At 71.3% G+C, this 20,581-nt stretch carries 17 protein-coding genes and 1 pseudogene; 3 read left to right on the plus strand and 15 right to left on the minus strand.

Going from position 1 to position 20,581, the window contains the following annotated elements:
* Window positions 1-6: 6 nt before the first annotated feature.
* A pseudogene (locus ABTY56_RS15900) lies at window positions 7-120 on the plus strand (hypothetical protein); the annotation flags it as partial.
* 27 nt (window positions 121-147) lie between these two features.
* Here the strand turns inward: ABTY56_RS15900 and ABTY56_RS15905 are convergent.
* The 11 genes from ABTY56_RS15905 to ABTY56_RS15955 form a co-directional block, all read right to left on the minus strand.
* Window positions 148-843, minus strand: a complete 696-nt coding sequence (locus tag ABTY56_RS15905; protein WP_350629357.1) for a FadR/GntR family transcriptional regulator — start codon at window positions 841-843, stop codon at window positions 148-150.
* A gap of 47 nt (window positions 844-890) precedes the next feature.
* On the minus strand, window positions 891-1,760 hold the full coding sequence (locus ABTY56_RS15910) for an amidohydrolase family protein (RefSeq protein WP_350629358.1): 870 nt from the start codon (window positions 1,758-1,760) through the stop codon (window positions 891-893).
* Window positions 1,757-2,068 (minus strand): L-rhamnose mutarotase, encoded by a 312-nt coding sequence (locus ABTY56_RS15915; RefSeq protein WP_350629359.1) that lies wholly within the window; start codon window positions 2,066-2,068, stop codon window positions 1,757-1,759. The genes ABTY56_RS15910 and ABTY56_RS15915 overlap by 4 nt, the downstream gene beginning before the upstream one ends.
* The gene (locus ABTY56_RS15920) at window positions 2,065-2,718 is read right to left on the minus strand and encodes a LutC/YkgG family protein (RefSeq protein WP_350629360.1); all 654 of its coding nucleotides are present in this window, start codon (window positions 2,716-2,718) and stop codon (window positions 2,065-2,067) included. Before ABTY56_RS15920 ends, ABTY56_RS15915 begins: the two co-directional genes overlap by 4 nt.
* Complete coding sequence (locus ABTY56_RS15925; RefSeq protein ID WP_350629361.1) at window positions 2,715-4,175, minus strand: LutB/LldF family L-lactate oxidation iron-sulfur protein; 1,461 nt, start codon at window positions 4,173-4,175, stop codon at window positions 2,715-2,717. Before ABTY56_RS15925 ends, ABTY56_RS15920 begins: the two co-directional genes overlap by 4 nt.
* Window positions 4,172-4,912 carry a (Fe-S)-binding protein gene (locus tag ABTY56_RS15930; RefSeq protein ID WP_350629362.1) on the minus strand — a complete coding sequence of 247 codons (741 nt, stop codon included), beginning with the start codon at window positions 4,910-4,912 and terminating at the stop codon, window positions 4,172-4,174. The genes ABTY56_RS15925 and ABTY56_RS15930 overlap by 4 nt, the downstream gene beginning before the upstream one ends.
* Window positions 4,913-5,905, minus strand: a complete 993-nt coding sequence (locus ABTY56_RS15935; RefSeq protein WP_350629461.1) for an aldo/keto reductase — start codon at window positions 5,903-5,905, stop codon at window positions 4,913-4,915.
* A gap of 2 nt (window positions 5,906-5,907) precedes the next feature.
* The gene (locus tag ABTY56_RS15940; protein WP_350629363.1) at window positions 5,908-6,669 is read right to left on the minus strand and encodes an SDR family NAD(P)-dependent oxidoreductase; all 762 of its coding nucleotides are present in this window, start codon (window positions 6,667-6,669) and stop codon (window positions 5,908-5,910) included.
* Complete coding sequence (locus ABTY56_RS15945; protein WP_350629364.1) at window positions 6,666-8,003, minus strand: L-fuconate dehydratase; 1,338 nt, start codon at window positions 8,001-8,003, stop codon at window positions 6,666-6,668. The genes ABTY56_RS15940 and ABTY56_RS15945 overlap by 4 nt, the downstream gene beginning before the upstream one ends.
* An 11-nt stretch (window positions 8,004-8,014) precedes the next feature.
* A complete protein-coding gene (locus ABTY56_RS15950) occupies window positions 8,015-8,866 on the minus strand; it encodes a fumarylacetoacetate hydrolase family protein (RefSeq protein ID WP_350629365.1) in 852 nt (283 codons plus the stop codon).
* Between the two features lie 341 nt (window positions 8,867-9,207).
* Window positions 9,208-9,462: a hypothetical protein gene (locus ABTY56_RS15955; protein WP_350629366.1), complete on the minus strand. Its 255-nt coding sequence runs from the start codon at window positions 9,460-9,462 to the stop codon at window positions 9,208-9,210.
* A 53-nt stretch (window positions 9,463-9,515) separates the two neighbouring features.
* Between ABTY56_RS15955 and ABTY56_RS15960 the strand changes: the two genes are divergently transcribed.
* Window positions 9,516-9,668 carry a hypothetical protein gene (locus ABTY56_RS15960; protein ID WP_350629367.1) on the plus strand — a complete coding sequence of 51 codons (153 nt, stop codon included), beginning with the start codon at window positions 9,516-9,518 and terminating at the stop codon, window positions 9,666-9,668.
* Between the two features lie 16 nt (window positions 9,669-9,684).
* Here ABTY56_RS15960 and ABTY56_RS15965 read toward each other — a convergent pair whose 3' ends face one another.
* The 3 genes from ABTY56_RS15965 to ABTY56_RS15975 form a co-directional block, all read right to left on the minus strand.
* Window positions 9,685-10,653: a Gfo/Idh/MocA family protein gene (locus ABTY56_RS15965; protein WP_350629368.1), complete on the minus strand. Its 969-nt coding sequence runs from the start codon at window positions 10,651-10,653 to the stop codon at window positions 9,685-9,687.
* Between the two features lie 52 nt (window positions 10,654-10,705).
* The gene (locus tag ABTY56_RS15970) at window positions 10,706-13,342 is read right to left on the minus strand and encodes a tetratricopeptide repeat protein (protein ID WP_350629369.1); all 2,637 of its coding nucleotides are present in this window, start codon (window positions 13,340-13,342) and stop codon (window positions 10,706-10,708) included.
* Window positions 13,343-13,490: 148 nt separating this feature from the next.
* A complete protein-coding gene (locus tag ABTY56_RS15975; protein ID WP_350629370.1) occupies window positions 13,491-16,568 on the minus strand; it encodes an AAA domain-containing protein in 3,078 nt (1,025 codons plus the stop codon).
* Window positions 16,569-16,768: 200 nt separating this feature from the next.
* On the opposite strand from ABTY56_RS15975, the gene ABTY56_RS15980 reads away from it, so the two are divergent.
* Window positions 16,769-18,424, plus strand: coding sequence for an N-6 DNA methylase (locus tag ABTY56_RS15980; RefSeq protein WP_350629371.1), 1,656 nt, complete (start codon window positions 16,769-16,771; stop codon window positions 18,422-18,424).
* A 7-nt stretch (window positions 18,425-18,431) separates the two neighbouring features.
* Here the strand turns inward: ABTY56_RS15980 and ABTY56_RS15985 are convergent, their stop codons facing one another.
* Window positions 18,432-20,567: a UvrD-helicase domain-containing protein gene (locus ABTY56_RS15985; RefSeq protein ID WP_350629372.1), complete on the minus strand. Its 2,136-nt coding sequence runs from the start codon at window positions 20,565-20,567 to the stop codon at window positions 18,432-18,434.
* Window positions 20,568-20,581 lie beyond the last annotated feature (14 nt).

The following is a 20,581-nucleotide window of genomic DNA, read 5'->3' on the forward strand; positions in this document are numbered from 1 at the left end:
GACGCGGTGAAGGCGCGCACCGGCGCCAAGGGCCGGGCTCTGTTCATGCCCCTGCGCCTCGCGCTGACCGGGCTCGACCACGGCCCGGATCTCTCCGCGCTGCTGCCGCTGATCGGGCGGGAGCGGGCGCGCACGGCTGTCCTCCGGTCAGTCCGGCTCGGTGGCCGTCGCGCCGAGGGTGCCGCGCAGCCACTGCTCGACCTCGCCGACGTGCACCGTCGCCCAGGCCTGGGCGAGCTCCGGCTGCCGGGCGGCGACGGCCTCGTGGATCGCCCGGTGCTGCTGCCAGGCCCGCGCCACCGCGCCCTCCTCGATCCGCCCGCGCCACAGCCGGGCGCGGGCGGTCGGCGCGGAGAGGCCCTCGATCAGCGAGCAGAGGACGGCGTTGCCCGAGCCGGCCGCCAGGCGGCGGTGGAACTCCATGTCGTTCTCGATCAGCGACTCCGGCGAGGTGTCGTCGTCGAGCCGGTCCAGCAGTTCGCCGAGGGCGGCGATGTCCTCCTCCGGCATCACCCGGGCGGCCATCGCGGCCGCGGCCGGTTCCAGGATGCGGCGGACCTCCAGGAATGGCAGCACCGTGTCGTCCTGCTGGAGGTCGACGGCGAACGCCAGCGCGTCGACCAGCAGTTCGGGCTCCAGGCTGGTCACGTACGTGCCGTCGCCCTGGCGCACGTCGAGCACCCGGATGAGGGCGAGCGCCCTGACCGCCTCGCGCAGCGAGCTGCGGGACAGGCCCAGGCGCTCGGCCAGATCCGGCTCGCGCGGGAGTTTCGAGCCCGGGCGGAGCTCACCGCTGACGATCATGGCCTTGATCTTCTCGATCGCCTCGTCGGTGACCGGCACGCGCGCTCGTCTCTCTCGTGACCGTGTCCGGGTCCGTGCAGGATGGGTCATGCCCGCGCGGGCGGCCTGAGCCCGTAGACCCGGACCGCGTTGTCGTGGAACAGGGCGTCCTTCTCGGCAGGGCTCAGCCGGTCGGTCAGGCGGTCCGCGAGGTCGACGACCTCGCGGTACCCGGCTTCGAGGGTGCAGACCGGCCAGTCCGAGCCGAACAGCAGCCGGTGCGGACCGAAGGCGTCGAGCACGGTGTCGGCGTACGGCTGGAGGTCCGCAAGGCCCCACGCGCCCGGGGCGGCCTCGGTGACCAGGCCGGAGAGCTTGCCCACCGTGTTCGGCAGGGCGGCGAGGCGGCGCACATCGGCGGCCCAGGGGGCGAGGGCGCCGGTGGCGACCGGCGGCTTGCCGAGGTGGTCGAGGACGAAGGTCAGCCCGGTGAGTCCGGCGGCCGCCAGGAAGGCGGCGGGAAGCTGGTGCGGCTTGACCACCAGGTCGTACGCAAGCCCGGCGCCAGCAACGGCGAGCAGCCCGCGGCGGACGTCCTGGCGCAGCAGCCAGTGCGCGTCGGCTTCGTCCTGGACCTGGTGGCGGATGCCCACCAGCCGCTCCCCGCCGGGCAGTTCGCGCAGTGCGGCGATCCGGTCGACGATGTCGCGCGCGGTCAGGTCGGTCCAGCCGACCACCCCGGCGACCAGGTCGCTTCCCTCGGCGAGGGCCAGCAGTTCGGGTGTCTCCTCGGGGACGCAGACGGTCTGCACGACGACGGTGCCCACGACGCCGGCTGCCCCGGCCTCGACCGCCAGGTCGCCGGCCGAGAAGGAGCGGGCGAGCGGGGCGAGGGTCTCGCCGGTGATCCACGGCTGCGGGCGGGCGGCGAGGTCCCAGACGTGGTGGTGGGCGTCGATGACCGGGCGGGTGGTCACAGCTGCCACACCAGCGGGAGACCGGCGGCGGCGCCGTCCTCGGAGTAGTCGTGGACGACGTCGAGGAGTTCGCCCATCCTCGCCTGCCAGGCGATGTTGACCGGGAGGTGCTCCAGCTCGGCGAGCAGGCGGGCGTAGTCCTCGCACTCCAGGAGGTGGAACAGCTCGCAGCCGCTGCGCCAGATGGTCCAGGACGAGACGCCCGCCGCGCGGATCGCGGCCGTCAGCTCGTCCGGCACGGCGCGGTGGGCGGCCTCGTACTCCTCGATCCGGTCGTCGCGGACGCGGGTGTGCAGGGCGATCCTCATGGGCGGTGCTCCGGGTGGGTGGGGTCGACGATGACGACGTCGAGGGTGCGGGGGCCGTGGACGCCTTCGACCCGGTCGAGCTCGATGTCGCTGGTGGCGGACGGGCCGGAGATGAACGTCAGCGGCCGGGTCGGGACGAGGCAGGCGAGGGCGTCGGGGACGTCGTCGGCGATCTGCTCGGCGCGGACGATGCACAGGTGGTAGTCCGGCACGAGGGTGAGGGCGCGCCGGCCCTGGCCGGGCCCGGTGTCCAGGACGATGGTGCCGGTGACGGCGATGCCGGCGGCGGCGAGGGTGATCGCTCCGTCCAGCGCGTCGAGTGCGGGGACGTCGAGCGGTTCGGGGTGCCACTCCCAGTCGCCGGGCGGCAGCAGTTCGACGGGGAACGCGCCCGGCAGCGCGAGGCGTCGGGCGCGACGGGCGGTGAGCGCGGCGGCGATGGCGGCGGGCAGGCCCGCGAGGTCGGTGCGGGTGACGGTGGCGCGGTAGTCGGAGACCCGCTCGGCGAACAGGGCGACGACGTCCTCGCCGGGTCCGACGTGGCTGCGGCGGTAGGCGCGGGGGACGGGGACGTCGCCGGGCTCCTCGGTGGCCGGGACGTCGGCGAGGGCGGCCCGGATACGGCCGAGGATGGCGTCGCGGCTGCTCATCGTCCCTCTCCTTCCTTGTTCTTGCGCCACCAGGTACGGAAGGACTCGGCGGGCGGTGCGGGAGTGTCACGGGTGTCGGACCAGCCGTGCAGCGGGCCGGGCAGTCGGCCGATCCTGCCGTTCCTGGCGATCGCCCGGCCGCCGAGCGCGGCGGCCTTCTGCGCGGCGCCCAGCAGGCCCGGCGAGTCGAGGACCTTGGCGGCGGCCTTCATGGCCAGGGCCTCGGCGGTGGGCAGACTGCGGACCTCGCGCTCGGCCTCGACGACCTCGGCCCGCAGGTGGGCGAGCACCTCGGGGATGTTGATCTTGACGGGGCAGGCGTCGTAGCAGGCCCCGCACAGGGTGGAGGCGAACGGCAGGCTGGCCGCGTTGTCCACTCCGACGAGCTGCGGGGTCAGCACCGCGCCGATCGGCCCGGGGTAGACCGAGCCGTAGGCGTGGCCACCGGTGCGCTCGAACACCGGGCAGACGTTGAGGCAGGCCGAGCAGCGGATGCAGGCGAGGGCCTGACGGCCGACGGTGTCGGCGAGGGTGTCGGTGCGGCCGTTGTCGAGCAGCACGAGGTGGAAGGCGGACGGCCCGTCGCCCTCGGTCGTACCGGCCCAGGTGGAGGTGTACGGGTTCATCCGCTCGCCGGTGGAGGAGCGCGGCAGCAGCTGGAGGAACACCTCCAGGTCGGACCAGGTGGGGACGACCTTCTCGATGCCCATGACGGTGATCAGGGTCTCGGGCAGGGTCAGGCACATCCGCCCGTTGCCCTCGGACTCCACCACGACGACCGTACCGGTGTCCGCGACCGCGAAGTTGGCGCCGGAGACGGCGACCTTGGCCGTCAGGAACTTCTCCCGCAGGTGGCGGCGCGCCGCCTCGGCGAGCTCCGCCGGCTCGTCGCTCAGGCCCTCGGGGGCCGGCTGCCCCCACTCCCCCATCCGGGCGGCGAACAGGTCGCGGATCTCGGTGCGGTTCTTGTGGATCGCCGGGACGAGGATGTGGGAGGGCCGGTCGTCGCCCAACTGCACGATCAGTTCGGCGAGATCGGTCTCGTACGCGGTGATGCCGTGTTCGGCGAGGTGCTCGTTGAGGCCGATCTCCTGCGTGGCCATGGACTTGACCTTGACCACCTCCGACTCGCCGGTGGCCAGGACGAGTTCGGTGACGATCCGGTTGGCCTCCGCCGCGTCCGCCGCCCAGTGCACGATACCGCCCGCAGCGGTGACGGACTCCTCCAACTCGACGAGGTAGCGGTGGAGATGGCGGGCGGTGCGACGCTTGATCGCCTCGCCGGCGGTGCGCAGCTCCTCCCAGTCGTCCAGCTCGGAGGCGACGGCCAGGCGCTTGTCGCGGATGGTGCCGGTGGCCCGCTTGAGGTTGGCCCGCAGCTGGGTGTCCTTCAGCGCGACGCGCGCCGCGTCGGGGAAGGACGGCGCGCCGAGCCAGACCACGCCTCTGGTGCTCACAGCTCGGCTCCTTCCGTACTGGCGAGGATCTCCGCCAGGTGCATGGTCCGTACGGTGGCGCCCTGCCGGGAGAGGCCGCCGCCGATGTGCATCAGGCAGGAGTTGTCGGCCGCGCACAGCACCTCGGCGCCGCTGTCCAGGACTCCGGTCATCTTGTCGGCGAGCATCGCGGCCGAGGTTTCGGCGTTCTTGACGGCGAAGGTACCGCCGAAGCCGCAGCACGAGTCGGCGGCCGGGAGGTCGACCAGGTCGAGGTCCTTGACCGCGCGCAGCAGTCGCTGCGGCCGGTCGCCGAGCCGCAGTCCGCGCAGGGAGTGGCAGGTGGGGTGGTAGGCGACCTTGTGGGGGAAGCGCGCGCCGACGTCCGTCACCCCGAGGACGTCGGCCAGGAACTCGGTGAACTCGTACACCCGGGGCGCCACTTCGGCGACGTCGGCCTGCAACGTGGCGCGTCCGTACTGCTCGGCCACCACGGGGTGGTTGTCCCGGATCATGCCGGCGCAGGAGGCGGACGGGGTGATCACGGCGTCGTGGTCGGCGAAGGTCCGGGCGAAGCGCTCGACGAGGGGCAGGGCTTCCGGCCGGTAGCCGGTGTTGAAGTGCATCTGCCCGCAGCAGGTCTGCTCCTGCGGGAACTCCACGGTGTGGCCGAGCCGTTCGAGGACGGTCACCACGGCCCGGCCGGTGCCGGGGAACATGGTGTCGTTGAAGCAGGTGATGAACAGGGCGATCCGCATCTACTCCACCTCCCCCGGGGTCGGGACGCCGATGGGCAGCAGACCGCGCTCCCTCAGTTCCGCCCACAACGCCTGGGGGATGCGGTGGTTGAGCATCTCGGCGGCGTCCACCGCCTCGGCGGCGCTCCGGGTGCCGACGAGCACGCTCGCGACGGCCGGGTGACCGAACGGGAAGCGCAGGGCGGCGGCGCGCAGCGGCACGCCGTGCCGTTCGCAGACGGCCTTCAACTGCAGTGCGCGGTCGATGAGTTCGCCGGGCGCGGTGGCGTAGTCGAAGGTCGCGCCGGGCTTCGGGTCGGCCAGCAGGCCGGAGTTGAACACCCCGCCGACCACCACCCCGACGCCTCGTTCGGCGGCCAGCGGCAGCAGCTCGGCGAGGCCGCGCTGGTCGAGCAGGCTGTAGCGGCCGGCCAGTAGGACGGCGTCGATGTCGGTGTCGCGGACGAACCGGGCGGGCAGTTCGGCCTGGTTCATGCCGACGCCGATCGCGCCGAGGATGCCCTCCGCACGCAGGCGTTCGAGCTCCGGGTAGGCCTGGTCGAGGGCCTGCTCGGCGTGGTCGTCGGGGTCGTGGAGGTAGGCGATGTCGATCCGGTCGAGGCCGAGCCGGTTCAGGCTGTCCTCGATGGACCGGCGCACGCCCTCGGCGCTGAAGTCCCACCGGCGGCGGTGGGCCGCGGGGACGGCGAAGCCGTCGGCGAGGTCGTCGCCGTGGGCTCCGGGCGTCGGTTCGAGGATGCGGCCGACCTTGGTGGACAGCACGTACGCGTCCCTCGGCCGCTCGCGCAGCGCGGCGCCGAGGCGGCGTTCGGACAGGCCGAGGCCGTAGTGCGGGGCGGTGTCGAAGTACCGGACGCCGGCGTCCCAGGCGGCGGCCACGGCCTGCGCCGCCTGGTCGTCGCTCACCTCGGTGAACAGGTTGCCGATCCCCGCCGCGCCGAAGGCCAGCTCGCTGACTCTGACCGTGGTGCGCCCGAGGGGGTTCTCTCGGATGGTCACGGCGTGGGCTCCGGTCGCAGGCGCAGTCCGGCCATGCCGCCGTCCACCGCGAGGGCGGTGCCGGTGGTGCTGCCGGCGGCGGGGGAGGCGAGGTAGGCGATCGCGGCGGCCACCTCCTGGGCGTCGACCAGCCGACCGGTGGGCTGACGGCCGTTCAGCGCGGCCCGCTCGGCCGCCGGGTCCTCGGCCGCGTCGAGCAACCGGCCCACCCACGGTGTATCCACCGTCCCCGGGTTGACGCAGTTGACCCGGATGCCCTCGCGGACGTGGTCGGCCGCCATCGCCAGGGTGAGCGAGAGGACCGCCCCCTTGCTCGCCGAGTAGAGCGCCCGCTGCGGCAGGCCGACGGTGGCGGCGATCGAGCAGGTGTTGACGATCGAGGCGTGCGCCGACCTGCGCAGGTGCGGCAGGGCGGCCCGGCTGGTGCGCACGATGCCGAGCACGTTGATGTCCAGCACCCGGCGCCACTGCTCGTCGGGGTTGTCCTCGACCGTCCCGGCGGCGCCGATGCCGGCGTTGTTGACCAGGATGTCGATCCCGCCGAGCGCCTCGGCTGCGGCAGCCACGGCGGCCCGGACCGAGGTGTCGTCGCCGACGTCCGCCGTGTATTTGCGCATCGGGGCCGGAGCCCCGCTCGGGTCGAGGTCGAGCACGGCGACTCGCGCCCCGCGCTCGCCGAGCAGTTCGGCCGTCGCCAGTCCGATGCCGGAGGCACCGCCGGTGACCAGGGCCCGCAGGCCGTTCAGTTCGGTGGTCATGCCTGAGTCTCCCGCTCGGCCCGGTCCGCCACCCAGAAGGCGCCGTCGGGGAAACGGTAGGTGTCGATGGACTCCTGGTACATGGCTGCGGAGAAGCCGGGCGCGGTCGGCGCCACGTACCGGCCACCGTCGATCCGCGCCGGGTCGAGGAAGTGCTCGTGCAGGTGGTCGGCGAACTCGATCGCGCGGCCCTCGGTGCTGCCGGAGAGCGCGACGTAGTCGAACATCGAGAAGTGCTGGACCAGTTCGCACAGGCCCACCCCGCCGGCGTGCGGGCAGACCGGTACGCCGAAACGAGCGGCGAGCAGCAGGATCGCCAGGTTCTCGTTGACGCCGGCCACCCGGGTGGCGTCCAGCTGGAGGAAGTCGATCGCCTCGGCCTGGAGCAGCTGCTTGAAGACGACGCGGTTCTGCACGTGTTCGCCGGTGGCGACCTTGACGGGGTGGACGCCGCTGCGGATGGCGGCGTGGCCGAGGATGTCGTCGGGGCTGGTGGGCTCCTCGATCCAGTACGGGTCGAACTCTGCCAGCGCCTTGGTCCACTCGATCGCCTCGGCGACGTCCCAGCGCTGGTTGGCGTCGATGGCGATCCGGATGTCCGGCCCGACGGTCTCGCGGGCGGTACGGCAGCGGCGGATGTCGTCGGCGAGGTCGGCGCCCACCTTGAGCTTGATCTGGGTGAAGCCGTCGGCCACCGCCTGCTTGGCCAGGCGGATCAGCTTCTCGTCGGAGTAGCCCAGCCAGCCGGGACCGGTGGTGTAGGCGGGGTAGCCGGCGCGCAGCAGCTCGGCGGCGCGCTCGGCGGCGCCCTCCTTGCCCTTGCGCAGCAGCTCCAGTGCCTGATCGGGGGTCAGGTCGTCGCTGATGTGCCGGAAGTCGACCTGCGAGACCAGCCACTCCGGTTCGGCGTCGGCGAGGAACTGCCAGAGCGGCTTGCCCTCGCGCTTGGCCGCGAGGTCCCAGACGGCGTTGACGACGGCGCCGATCGCCATGTGCATCACGCCCTTCTCGGGGCCGAGCCAGCGCAGCTGGCTGTCGCCGATGAGGTCGCGGTACAGCGAGCCGGGGTCGGCGCACAGCTCGGCCACGGAGCGGCCGACGACGTACCCGCGCAGCGCGTCGATGGCGGCGACCTGGACGTCGTTGCCGCGGCCGATGGTGAAGGTGAAGCCGTGGCCCTCGTGGCCACCCGCCGAGGTGCGCAGGACGACGTAGGCGGCGGAGTAGTCGGGGTCGGGGTTCATCGCGTCGGACCCGTCCAGCTCCCGCGAGGTGGGGAAGCGGACGTCGTAGGTGTCGACGGCGGTGATCCGCGCGACGGTGCTTTCGGACAAGGGGGTGCCTTTCACGCGTCGATGAACGTCTGGCGCTGGGTGCCGAGACCGTCGACGGACAGCTCGACGGTGTCGCCCGCGCGCAGGTACGGGTTGCCGGGCAGGCCGAGGGCCACACCGGCCGGGGTGCCGGTGTTGATGACGTCCCCGGGGCGCAGCACCATGTACTGGCTGAGGTACCGGACGAGGTACGCGACGTCGAAGATCATGTTCTTGGTGTCGCCGTTCTGGCGCACCCCGCCGTTGACGGCCAGGTGCAGGCCGAGCGCCTGCACGTCGCCGGCCTCGTCCGGGGTGACCAGCCAGGGCCCGAGCGGGTTGAAGGTCTCGCAGGACTTGCCGAGGTCCCACTGGCCGGAGTACTCCAGCTGGAACTCCCGCTCGGAGACGTCGTTGCTGACGGCGTAACCGGCGATGCACCCGGCCGCCTCGGCGGGGCTCGCCAGGTACCGGGCCTCCCGGCCGATGACGACCGCGAGTTCGACCTCCCAGTCCGTCTTCACCGAGCCGCGCGGGATCAGCACCCGGTCGTACGGCCCGACCACCGTGGACGGGTCCTTCATGAACACCACCGGCCGCTCGGGGACGGCCGCCCCGGTCTCCTCCGCGTGGTCACGGTAGTTGAGGCCGACGCACACCACCTTGCCCGGCCGCGCGACCGGGGCGCCCACCCGCAAGCCGGCCGCATCGAGGCGCGGCAGCGTCCCTTCGGCCAAGGCGCGCCGGACCCGGTCGACCCCGCCCGACGCCAGGAACGCCCCGTCGATCTCCTCGGTCAGACCCGCCAGCGCGTACGTCCGGCCGTCCTCGGCGAGCACGGCCGGCGTCTCCGCCCCGGGCGCGCCGATCCGCATCAGTTTCATCTCTGCCTCCCGTCGATGTGCGCGGACTCCACCACCGACGACCTCAGACATCGGATGAATCAGCGCGCCCACGACCATACGACCCGACATCCGCAAGCACAAGAAGACATCCGATGCCTGGGATCACCCTGACAAAAAAGGGGTGCAACCTCACGGGGATTGCCTTCACACGTCGGACGCCCCTAGGATTCTCGACGACCAGTCATCCGATGTCTGCCCTGACCGACGATGCGCTGGATCCATGGCAGGTGTCGGCGGTCAACCGGGTCGAGGGTCCCTATCGAGCCGCCGACACCGCGCCGGATGCACGCGACCAACCCCGACTCCTCCTCCCTGTCGAATCAGTGGCGGCCGGTGAGCGGCAGCCAGGCGCGCTTGTAGCTGCGCAGCAGGAGTGCGGCCTCGATCCCGGTCACGCCGCCGAGGTCGGCGAACGCCCGCCGGGTGAAGGTGTCGAGGTCGGCGACGGTGATCGGGTCGGGCAGGGGGCGGCCTTCGGCGATCCGGCGGCGGATCTCGGTCGGTTCCTCGTCGTAGGGGGCCCAGTCGCTCGCGGTGAGGACCAGCTGCAGGACGATCGCGGAGTGGATGTCCACGACGCCGTCCAGCGATCCAACCGGTGATCGGCTACGACTGCGGAGACACGATCATGCACAACCCCGAGTTCACCAACTTCGGCACCAGCCCCCAGGCCGACCGCACCCTCCTCGACGGCGGCCTCTCCATGGCCTGGACCGCCGCCGAACTCGCCCTGGACCCAGCCCACCGCACCTCCCTGCTCACCCGCCTCGCCGCACGCTGAACCCCGGCCCGGCCGGCTATCGCTCTCGCGGCACCGTGTGATGGATCGCGGTGATCGTCGCCGCAGCATCGAAGCCGAGTACCGGATCAGGCCGACCGGAGAGCAGGTTGGCGTAGAGCGGGCGGTAGTGGGCAACCTTCCGCGCGGTCCGGCCATCGCTACCGAAGGAAGCCAGCAATTCGCCGTCCCGGGCGGCGAATCCGGTCATGGCGGTATGGTCGATCCAGACCTCGACACCGGAACGGCCGAACACCAGGCTGCTCTCCTTGCTACTGGAGCCGGTCAGCCAACTGCTGCGCAGGCGGGCCGAGCCGATCTCGCCCTGGGATCGGAATCCCACCGTGCACCACGCGCTCGCGCCTCCGTCCATCTGCTGGGCGGAGGTAAGTCCGGTGAGTTCCACGAAGCGGGTGAGCATGCTGAGCTGGTTCACCCCGGAGTCCGTCCAGCTGGAGACGTACGAGGCGAAGGCCTCCGATCCTCGCAGCACGTAGGGGTCGTAGAAGGCGGAGGTGATCGTCGTGACCGGCCCCCAGTCAGGGTGGTCGGCGAGCAGCTCCGCAGCCCAGTCGACTTCGGGCGAGAAGGCGAAGTGGTGAGCGGTGAACACACGACCGCACACATCGACCTTGCCGTCCAGGTCGTACAACCCTGCTAGGGCGGCACGATCATGTACCAGCGGCTTCTCCACCAGCACCCGGGCCGCGGAGCGGAGCAGGGTCAGCTCCGTCAGCTCGGCGTGCGTCTCCGTCGGGGTGGCGAGTACCACCAGGTCCGGCTGGTGGTCGTCGAGGGCCAGAGCGAGGTCGCGGTAGTGGGACGGCGTCCGGCCTCGGAACTCCACGTGCGCCGCGGGTCGGGGATCGACTGTGAACTCCAGCTGCACGTCCAGCCGTTCGGCAAGGACGGCGAGATGGGTCTCGGCGATGATGCCGACCCCGACCAAGCCGACACGTACCGGCTCGACGCGTACCGGGTTGGTCATGAACTCTCTTCCCCTCGTCCCATCCGGCCCTACACCTCAGGGCAGCGGTGCCTCATCGTCGCGCGGCCACCTCGGCCCACCGGCTCAACGACACGGCCGGGCCGTCGACCCACTCGACCCGCGGTTCGTGCTCCATCGCCGCCGGGACGCCCTCGATCCAACTGGTCACGATCGGGACCCAGTAGGTGTTGCCGCCCGACCGCCGGGTTCGTGCGTCGAGTTCGGCCCGGGTGCGGCGGGCGCCGTCGTGGTCGCCGTCGAGGACTCCGAGCAAGGCCTGGACCACGTCAGCCAGGTTGTGACCGCCTCGGTACCCGATGTCGTCCGCCAGCCGCCGGGTGCCCTCCGTCGCCTGCAAAGCGGCCTCGACATCACCGGCCACCGCGTGAGCGACCGCCTCGGCGGAGCGGACCTTGACCAGTTCGACCGGGTTCGGCACCAGGTCGAGCAGGTCCCGCGCGCGGGCCGCCGCATCCGACACCGCTGCCGTGTCACCGGACCAGCACGCGGTCTGCGCCAGGTTGGCCAGCGCCTTCGCTTCCGCGGCGGCCAGACCCTCGCGCCGGGCCAGAGCGATGGCCTCGTCGTACGCGGCACTCGCTTCGTCGAAGCGAGCGTTGACCCGCCAGATGTGCCCGATCAGCCGGAGCCGCTCACCCTCGTCCTCCGGGCCGCGGCTGCGTTGCTCCCGCAGCGACCCCAGGGCGGTTCCGAACCGCCCGTTGAGGTAGTCGAAGTCGCAAAGCCAGTACCGGGCCGCCGCATCGAACTCACCCCCCGTCAGGGAACGGTAGATCTCGGCCGCCTCGGTGTAGTCGCCGTGGTTGCGCAGCGCGTGGGCGAGGTGGATCCGCACCAGCTGCGCGGTCGGACTGCCGGACGGTAGGCCCTCCCCCGCGGCGCCGAGCAGTTCGACCGCCTGCACGGCGTGGCCCGTGCGACGCAGCTGGACGCCCCGTATGGCGGCAAGTACGGCCTGGTATTCCGGCGTCCCGGAACGTTCGATGGTGAGCCCTGCGCCCAGCTCCGACCACTGCCCCGCCTCGACCAAGCGCTGCGTGGCACGGGCCATCCAGTCCTCGAAGACCCCGTGCGCCGCCGAGAGCTTGAGCCCGGACTCCAGGGCCTGGGCGACGGCGAACCGCCCGGAGCGCAGGCCCAGGCGCTGTCCCAGCCAGGAGAGCAGTCGGGCCGCGACCTCGTTGCGGTCGCGGTCGGACCAGCCGTCCGGGAGAGTTCGGTCCGCTTCCCCGATGGCGCGACGGAGCGCCGCGTGCAGGGCGTACGGCAGCGCGTAGGCGTCGTCGTGGGTCAGGAACGGCCGACGCAGGAACCGGGCGACACTGCCGTCGGAGACGCCGGGCTGTCCGGCCCGCAGCAGCTCGGCACCGACCCGGTCGGTGAGCGCCGCGGTCCGGACCAGGTCGCGTTCCTCCCGGGGCAGGTCACGGATCGACCGGGTGGCCACTGCGGTGAACGAGCCGCCGAAGTCGGCCGGCGACGGCTGCCCGCCGCGGGCGAGGAGTGCGACGAAGTGGGACACCGACAGGTCCAGGTACAGGGGCAGCCCCTGGCCTCCGGAGATGATGCGCTGACGGACCTCGGCGGGCATGGCAGGTCGGCCGTCCCGGACGAGCGCCTCGCGGAGGTAGCTGTCGGCGTCGGAGTCCGAGAGGTAGCCGACAAGGTGCTGGCGGGGCTCCACGGTGTTGTTGCTGAAATGCAGGTTGGGCCAGCACTGCGGGCCGGTGAAGTCCAGCTCGCCGCCGACACCCGTGTCGGCCCAGTCGACCCGGTTCCGGCCGGTGATCACGAACAGCACGTTGGGCATCAGGTAGGCGCAGCGCTGGATCAGGCGCTCCACCGTACGGTCGGCGCGTCCGTTGACCACCTCGAAGGTGTCCAGGAACACGCACACCGTGGGCCGCCGGGCCGGCCGACCCCGGTGTGGCAGGCGGTCCAGGTCCCAGGCCAGCAGGTACGGGAAGTATGAGAGCGTCTCGTAGTCCGCGTCCGCCTCGACCAGTTCGGCGAAAAGCTCGCAGTCGGCCAGCAGCCGCCCCTCGCGCACCCGGTCCCGGACGGCGCGGTAGGTGGCCAGGGCGGCGCGATGCGCCAGCCCGGTCAGCCCGCCGAGCCCGGCAGGGTCGACGTCCCGCACCGTCTCCGCGATCTGGTCGCCGAGCCCGACGCTCCGGGAGGCCCGGCGCAGGGCCGGTGAGGAGTCGAGGAAGTCCTGCAGGGCTTCCCCGGGGTGTGCGCGGGCCCAGTACGAGGCGAGCGCCAGGTCGAACGCCTGCCAGCGGCTGCCCAACTGCCCCAGCCCTGCCCGCAGGCGCAGGAGCAGGCCCTCGATGTCGCATGCGCCGTCCTCGGAGAGGTCGACGCGTACGGCCACGACGTCGTCGCGCCCCTCGGCCGCGGCGTCGGCGAGCAGCCGGCGCTCCAGCTCGTGGGACAGCGTCGTCTTGCCTATGCCGCCCACCCCGTACAGCGTCAGGACGTTGCGGCGCCCCTGTGCCCGGTCCATCACCGGCGAGACGTCGGCCTCGTCCAACGTCCGGCGCAGGCACTCCACCGACCGCTTGAAGGCCGCCACCTCGTCCACCCGGTTGGTGAAGACCTGCTGTGCCGTGACGGTGGACGACAGCCCGCTCATGAACGCGGCCCGAAGGTTCACCCGTGCCATCCCGCCTCCTTCTCCGCACCCCTGGGGCGGGAGTCCGGTTCGCATCGCGCGAGGACCATCCGACCTGAAATCCTGTCAGTTTCCGATGTGGCAACACAAGAAGCCGCCTTGGCCGGCGGGAGCATGGCTCGAAGCGCGCTCTCCGTCATCAGGACAACCAGCGAACGGCCTGCTCCCGGGTCACCCGCGCGGCGTCGACGTACCAAAGCCCGTTCGGCTTGTCCCACCGGGCCTTGAGGAGTGTCTTGGCCTCGTCCTGCTCGCTGTACGGGACGTTGAGGTAAAGCCGCCCATCGATGATGTCCCCTGGGCGAATGCTCGCCGCCCCAGTCGTGCCGGACGCGGCGGGCGGGGACGCAACAGAACTCACGCTACTCTCCCCGGCCGCCCGCGGGTTCCACGCAGCCCGCTCCTTGCGGGCCCGGTCGATGACCCGACTGACCCGTTCACACGATGCGGGGTCGGTGAAGCGCATCATCAGGTCGGTCGGCCCGCTGCTCGCGAGCAGGTTCAGCGAGCCGTGCCAGAGCACGGTGTTGTCGAGGATGAGGACCTTCTCGTGCATTCGCTCGCGGAAGCCCACCTCGCAGCCGGCCGCCCTGAGGATGTCGATCTGCTTCTGGTGACGGGCCGCCCCGGACGCCTCCCGCTGCTCCTCCGGTGACCGGGTACGGACGACGACCTGCACACCGTCAGCCACGCGGGCACCCAGCAGCGCTGACCAGCGGCGCACTGGCGTCGGATCGAGGAAGGCGCAGTAGACCTCGATCCTGGTCCGGGCCCGGGCGATGTCCCACTCCACGGCCTTCTGCACCTCGTCGGCGGGGAAGAAGGCCGGCCGCGCCAGCTCCTCATCGGACAGGACCGAGAGCTGCGCCGCGTCCCGCATCGGGATCAGCTGGTCGGCCGAGATCACCTGGGCATGGCGTTCCAGGTGGTCGAGCATGGCCCGGGCCTCGCTGTGCGGCCCCAGGTGCTTGCGCAGATGCTCGACGTCGGCGACGACGATGAGGTGGTCCTGGGCCCTGCTGAGAGCCACGTTCAGCAGGCGGCAGGTCTGGGAGGAAAGACCGGTCCCGGCGTAGAAGATGCCGGGGTCCTTTCCGGCACCGACGGCGGTGTCGAAGACGACGATCGGACGTTGACTGCCCTGGAACCGGTGAATGGTGTCGACCAGCCCCTCGTAATCCTCCCCGAACCGGTACTTCAGGCTCCCCTTCAGCGCCTTGACCTGCGCACGGTAGGGCGCAATGACCGCCAACCGGTCGGTCGCCCGCTCCCCCACCGCGGTCTCGGAACTCCCCCATTTGCGGCCGGGGAGTACCCCCTCGTACTGCAGGCCGCGGACGAGCTCGTGGACGACGGCCTCGTTCACGGTGTTGGCCCGGTAGTCAGGGCCGGGGATGCGCTGCTTGGAGGTATCGATGAGGATCACAGGGACATCGATCAGCGGGTTGGGCGGGATCCGGCTGCCACTGCCGCGTCCGGTGGCGAGCGGCGCGTCGGGGTAGGCGACGGCGTTGACCAGTCGGCAGATCGGTTCACGCATGCGGTACTGGGTGTCCAGCGCCACGAGGCGTGGGTCCTGGCGCACGGAGCCGTTCCCTCCGACCAGGCCGGCCGCTTGGAAGGCGTCCCGGGCGGCCCAGTGCCGCGCATGCGTGCGCTCGTCCTCAGTGGCCCTCCGATCGCCGTCCCCCTTGGTGACCGCAGGCAGCTGCCGGAAGTCGCCCGCCACGACGATCCGTTTGCCCGCCAGGCCGGCCGCCAGCCAGGCCGAGGGCAGGTCCACCATGCCCGCCTCGTCGACCACCACGACGTCCACCCGGTCGAGCAGCTTGCGCGACTGGACCGCCTTGGCCACCGTGGCCCCCATGACCCGGCACCGGGACCGCACGGTCTGCTGGATGCGGGCGAGCTGGCGGTCGAGCTCCTGAATGCGCTCCTGCAGGTTCCCGGTCTCGCGAACCAATGCTGCGTACGTTGAAAGGCCTTCGAGTCGGGGCCGGAGACTCGTGAGGCGCCCACTGGTCGTGCTGATTCGGGCATTCAGTTCCGCTGCCTGCTTCCGGGCGGCCGCTCCGACGTACTGAGAGGTGGAAGCGGCGTCGGTGGCCTGGGCGAGCTCGTCCCTCAGTGCGGCGAGCTCTCGCTCCTTTCGCCCGGCGAAGAAACCCTTCGGCTCCCTTGCTTCGCTGACGGCCAGCCGCAGCCGGGCCACCTCGGCCTCTGCCCGCAGGGCGTCTCGTTCCGCGACCTCGGCGGAGTCAGCAACGTGCTGGTGGGCTTTCCGGTCGTCGGTGAGGCACTGCTCCAACTCCCGGACCTCGTCATGCAGGGCGACACCGGCGCGCGCCCGTTGCAGGGCCTCCCGCGCGGCCCTTGCCTCCTCGTCCAGCTGCGCCGAGACCCGCCCCGCGATCCGGGCCGGGTCGACGTAGTCTCCGTACCGCTCGCGCAGCGACGGAAGTTCGATCTCCCCGGCCCGCTGGACGAGGCCCTCGGCGAAGCCCGTCTCAGTCTTCAGGAGATCACAGATCCGCTCCAGGGCCTGGTCGACGGCGACCTTGGTCGGCGCCAGGAAGAGGACATGGTGCCCCTGACGGACGTTGCCCTCCACGATGTGGCCGACGACATCGGTCTTCCCCGTGCCCGGCGGACCCCAGAGGAACAACGCCTCGCTCGCGAGGGCCTGGGCGACCGCGGCCCGCTGGCGGGGATTGAGCTTCAGCCCGTGCCACCCGGCCACCCACCGTTCGGGCTCCGCTGCCCGACCCACCGCCGGTGCTCCCTGCCCGACGATCCACCCGGCGCTCTCGACCCGGATGCCGCTGTCCTCCGAGCCTGCCGCCTCCAGGCGTTCCGCAAGCACCAGCAGGCCCGCCGAATCGTCCTTCCGAACCTGCACGTTGCGCACCCCGGCAGGCAAGCTCTCGGCGACCACCAGCCTGACCTTCCCGTTCGGCATCGGGGAGGCCTCACCGGGGATCCAGGCACCGCGCGCCTGGGAGGGACGCACAAGAACAGGACTGCCGTCGAAGGATCCCGGCCACCTGCGGCAGCCGAAGAGGTACTCGTGCCGGCCCTCAGATGCGGACACCGGCTGCCCCTCCGACAGTGCCGCCTTCTCCGCCTCCTTGGCATCGTCGCGGCGTTCCGCCCGGATCTCCGCCCGCACGGCAGCCAGAAGCTCGGAGACCGGGTAGGGCTGCTCGGCCTGCGTCATACCTTTGCGCCCCCCATGACGTGTGCACAGTGCTTCGACCACTGTACGGAGCGCGACCGACATCGGGGTCGGATTCCGCCAAGCCGCCCTTGTGAAGCGTTCGGGTCACCTTCGTAAACGAGACGTGAGCTAGGGCCATGTGAACGCCGCCAACATGGGTTGCACTTCTGGACGACATGCTCGCCGTGTACGGTGGCCGAATGAAGGACGACACTCGCCACGCCCCTGATCCGCTGATCACCGGTGCCGAGATCGCCCGTCTGGCCGGAGTGACCCGGGCCGCGGTTTCCAACTGGCGGCGGCGCTACGACGACTTTCCGGCACCGGCCGGCGGCGGGCCGACCAGTCCTCTCTTCAACCTGGCCGACGTGCAGGCCTGGCTCGCCAAGCAGAGCAAGGGACACCACGTGTCCGACGAAGTCCGGCTGTGGCAGTCCCTGCGCGGCGAGTTCGGTGACGACGTCGTCCAGGGGTTGGCAGCGGTCGCTCGGCTGCTCACGGACGGTACAGCCCCACCTCGTCTCGGGCCGGAGATCATCCGGCAGGCGCTGGAGATCGCACGAAGCACCTCTGAGGCCGAGCTGTTGGACGCTCTTACGGAGCGGTTCCTCGATGCCACCCGCCGTGCGGGTTCCGACCAGGTCTCCTCCCCTCGAATCGTCCGGGCAGTGCAGCACTTCACGGGCCCGGTCGCGGACACGGCGACGATCTTGGATCCGGCCTGCGGAATCGGCACACTGCTCCTCTCCCTCGGTCCGGAAGACGGCCCGGTACGGTACGGCCAGGAAGTCGATGCCTCGATGGCCGACTTCGCCCAGCTCCGCGCAACTCTGAGCGGCCGCACCCGTACCGAGATCCGGGCAGGGGACTCCCTGCGCGACGACCGGTGGCCGGGGCTCAGGGCTGACCTCGTCGTCTGCGACCCACCGGTAGCGTGGCCTGACTGGGGGCGCGAGGACCTCCTCCTGGATTCACGCTGGGAACTCGGCACCCCTTCGCGTGCGGAGAGCGAACTCGCCTGGCTCCAGCACGCGTACGCACACACGGCTCCAGGCGGCAGGACCGTCATCGTGATGCCGGCCTCCGTCGCTTACCGGAAGGCGGGCCGACGCATTCGTGCCGAGCTCGTCCGGCGGGGCATCCTCGCCCAGGTCGTCGCCTTGCCTGCGGGATCGGCGACGGCGCACTCGCTCTCCGTCCACCTGTGGATCCTGGTGCGCCCTAACGGGCAGGCCGCGCAGACCGTCCGCTTGGTGGATATCACCGCCAATGCGCCGGACGGACCGCTCTCCCCTCGACTCGATCAGGTCGTCGACATCCCGCTCATCGATCTCCTGGACGACGTCGTCGACCTCACGCCGGGCAGCCACATCGGCAGCGCCAACCGGGACTACCTGGTCGAGTACACCGCCCTCCGCGACCAGCTGCGGGAACAACTCCGTGCCCTGGACGCACTGCTGCCCCTGCTCACCCCGGGGGGCGGGCCAGGAACGCTCGACACCGCATCCGTCAGCGTGGCCGATCTCGCGCGCGCCGGACTGGTCGAATACACCGAGGGCGAGCCGGTCTCCGTCAGCGAACACCTCGACACCGACTACCTGCACGGTTTCCTGGTCAGCCCCGCGAACAGGCGCCGTTCCACCAGCAGCACCGGCACGTTCCGCGCCGACACGAGGGGCTCCCGCATTCCCCAGATGGGCATCGAGTCCCAACGCCTGTACGGCACGGCCTTCCGTGCGCTCCAGGAGGTCGAAGCAGGTACGCGCCGACTCGCACAGCTCAGTCGGCAGACGACGGAGCTGGCCCGTGAAGGCCTCACGAACGGTGCACTGAATCCTCCTCCCGAGGAAGACTGAACCGCCCTCACCCGCGCTGGGGCAGGAAGCCGCTCGCAGTCCCGCTCCACGAGACGGCGAGTGCCTCCCTCGCACGGGTACAGGCCACGAAGAGCAAGCACCGTTCGCGCAGCATGTCGGTCTCGTGCTGCGACCCGTCCACCTCGACCGGGGTGATCTCCCTCGCGAACGGCACGGCACTCGCGCTGACCCCGAGGACGGCCACCGCGCGGAACTCGAGTCCCTTCATGGCGTGCATGGTGGCCAGCCGCACGCCATCCGTGCCCGGCGCCGGACCGTCCTTGACCCGCACCACGGGCACACCAGCAGCGGCCAGCCTGTCGTAGGCCTTGTCGAGCAGCACGTTGAAGCGGCTGGAGACGCCGATGTCCGCAGGACGGATCCCCTGGGCGATCCACCCATCGATCCGCTGCACGAGCGCGGCGATCTCCAGCTGCTCTGAGGCGTGGCCTTCCACGTGGGGCCTTCGGCCGTGGAGCAGCGAGCGGTATCCCGCGAGACTGTCCGCGCCGTCTCCGCCCAGGTCCTCGACCGCGGCGGAGCCGATGATCCCGGTCGACCAGGCAAGGATCTCCTCCGTGCTGCGGTAGTTGATGCGCAGCCGACTGGTACGGCCCTTCACCTGGATCCCCAGCGAGCCGAGCGACACCCGCGAGTCGTAGATCCGCTGGTGCGGGTCTCCTGTGATGAACAGGTCGTCCGGGCCGGATGCGACGGCTGCCCGCAGCACCCGCCACTGTGCGGGGTGGAGGTCCTGTGCCTCGTCGACGACGACGTGGTCGTACCGCGCCGCCGCGCCGTCGAGCGCCCGGGCCGCCTGCGCGCAGACCTGGAGGTGCGTGACCGACCCCCGCGACTTCAGCGTGGCCTCGAAGAGCTCGACGGCCGGCCACAGCAGCTTGCGTCGCCCCGTCACGAGCGACTTGCCACGCCCAGGGCGATCGGACGCGAGGTAGTCGTCGAGCGTACGCAGGTCGTGGGCGAGGATCACGTGCCGGTATTCCTGGGCAAGGAACTGCTCGGTCCACGGGAGATCCAGCCGCTTGCGGATCCGTTGCCAGACCAGCTGCTCCTCCCGGTCACCGATGATCGCGGGCACGCGTCCCGCGTGTTCGGTGAGCGTTCGGTGCGCGAGGGCGTTCACGGTCGTCACGTCCACCCGGGCGAGCTGCTCGCCGTCACCGTCGAGCAGTAGCGCCAGGTTCTCCCGCAGGGTCGCGGCGAGCGCGTTGGTGTAGGTGGTGAGTAGGACGCGGGTGTCGGGCGAGCGGGACAGCAGGTGCTTGACGCGGTGCAGCGCCACGACCGTCTTGCCGGTGCCAGGGCCTCCGGTGACCTGGACGGGGCCGCGATAGGAGGCCCGGTAGGCGACCCTCCGCTGCGAAGGGTGAAGGAAGACCCGCCAGGCAGCGAACGGCTTCTCCAGGATCTCAGCCAGCTCTCCGGGGCCGGAGACAAGGGTGATCCGGCTGGCGGTGTTGGCGATGGCCGCGGCCAGGCTCTGCTCGGCCTCCGGGACAGGCGCCGCAGCGCGCCGTTCGACCACGACGTCCCGGTACACGTCCTCCGGGGTGAAGCCCTCCGCCAGGAACTGCAGGACCTCGAACTGATCCTCCGGCAGGAGCGTCCCGAACGCCTCCAGCTGCGGCCGGTCGACCACGGTCCGGACCGCCCGCAGCACCTGGTCGTCGATGCCGAGGTCCCGCAGCACCGTGTCGGAGTACTTCGCGAACAGCAGCGTCGGCGCGGTCGTCGCCGCCTTCTCAAGAGCCGGGGTCAGCTGCTCGATGGCGACGACGTTGCGGACTTCCAGGGCGCGGGTGGCCGTGTTGACGGTGTAGAGCCGCTTGGCGGCCCAGGTGTACGCGTCGTCGTGCGGCACGACGTTGATGAGCAGGAAGACGTCACTGCCGTCGTCGGGGGCGAGGACGACGCCGCGCCAGAAGTCGTTGATCCTGATGGTCCGCATCCGCGGATCGCGCGCCTTGTCGACGGACTCCAGGTGCAGGCCCTTGTCCGCGTGCAGCTCGGGCACGGTGAGCTGCTGGAACTTCTGCATCGCCTTCCGGACGCCGGCCTTGACGGGCTTCTCCAGGACGTCGTAGCTCTCCCAGAAGCTGTTCGCGAACGCGAGCTGCGGCACCGACGGACTCCCTA

Origin of the sequence: Kitasatospora sp. NPDC097691, assembly GCF_040302665.1 — a bacterium.
Classification (GTDB): domain Bacteria; phylum Actinomycetota; class Actinomycetes; order Streptomycetales; family Streptomycetaceae; genus Kitasatospora.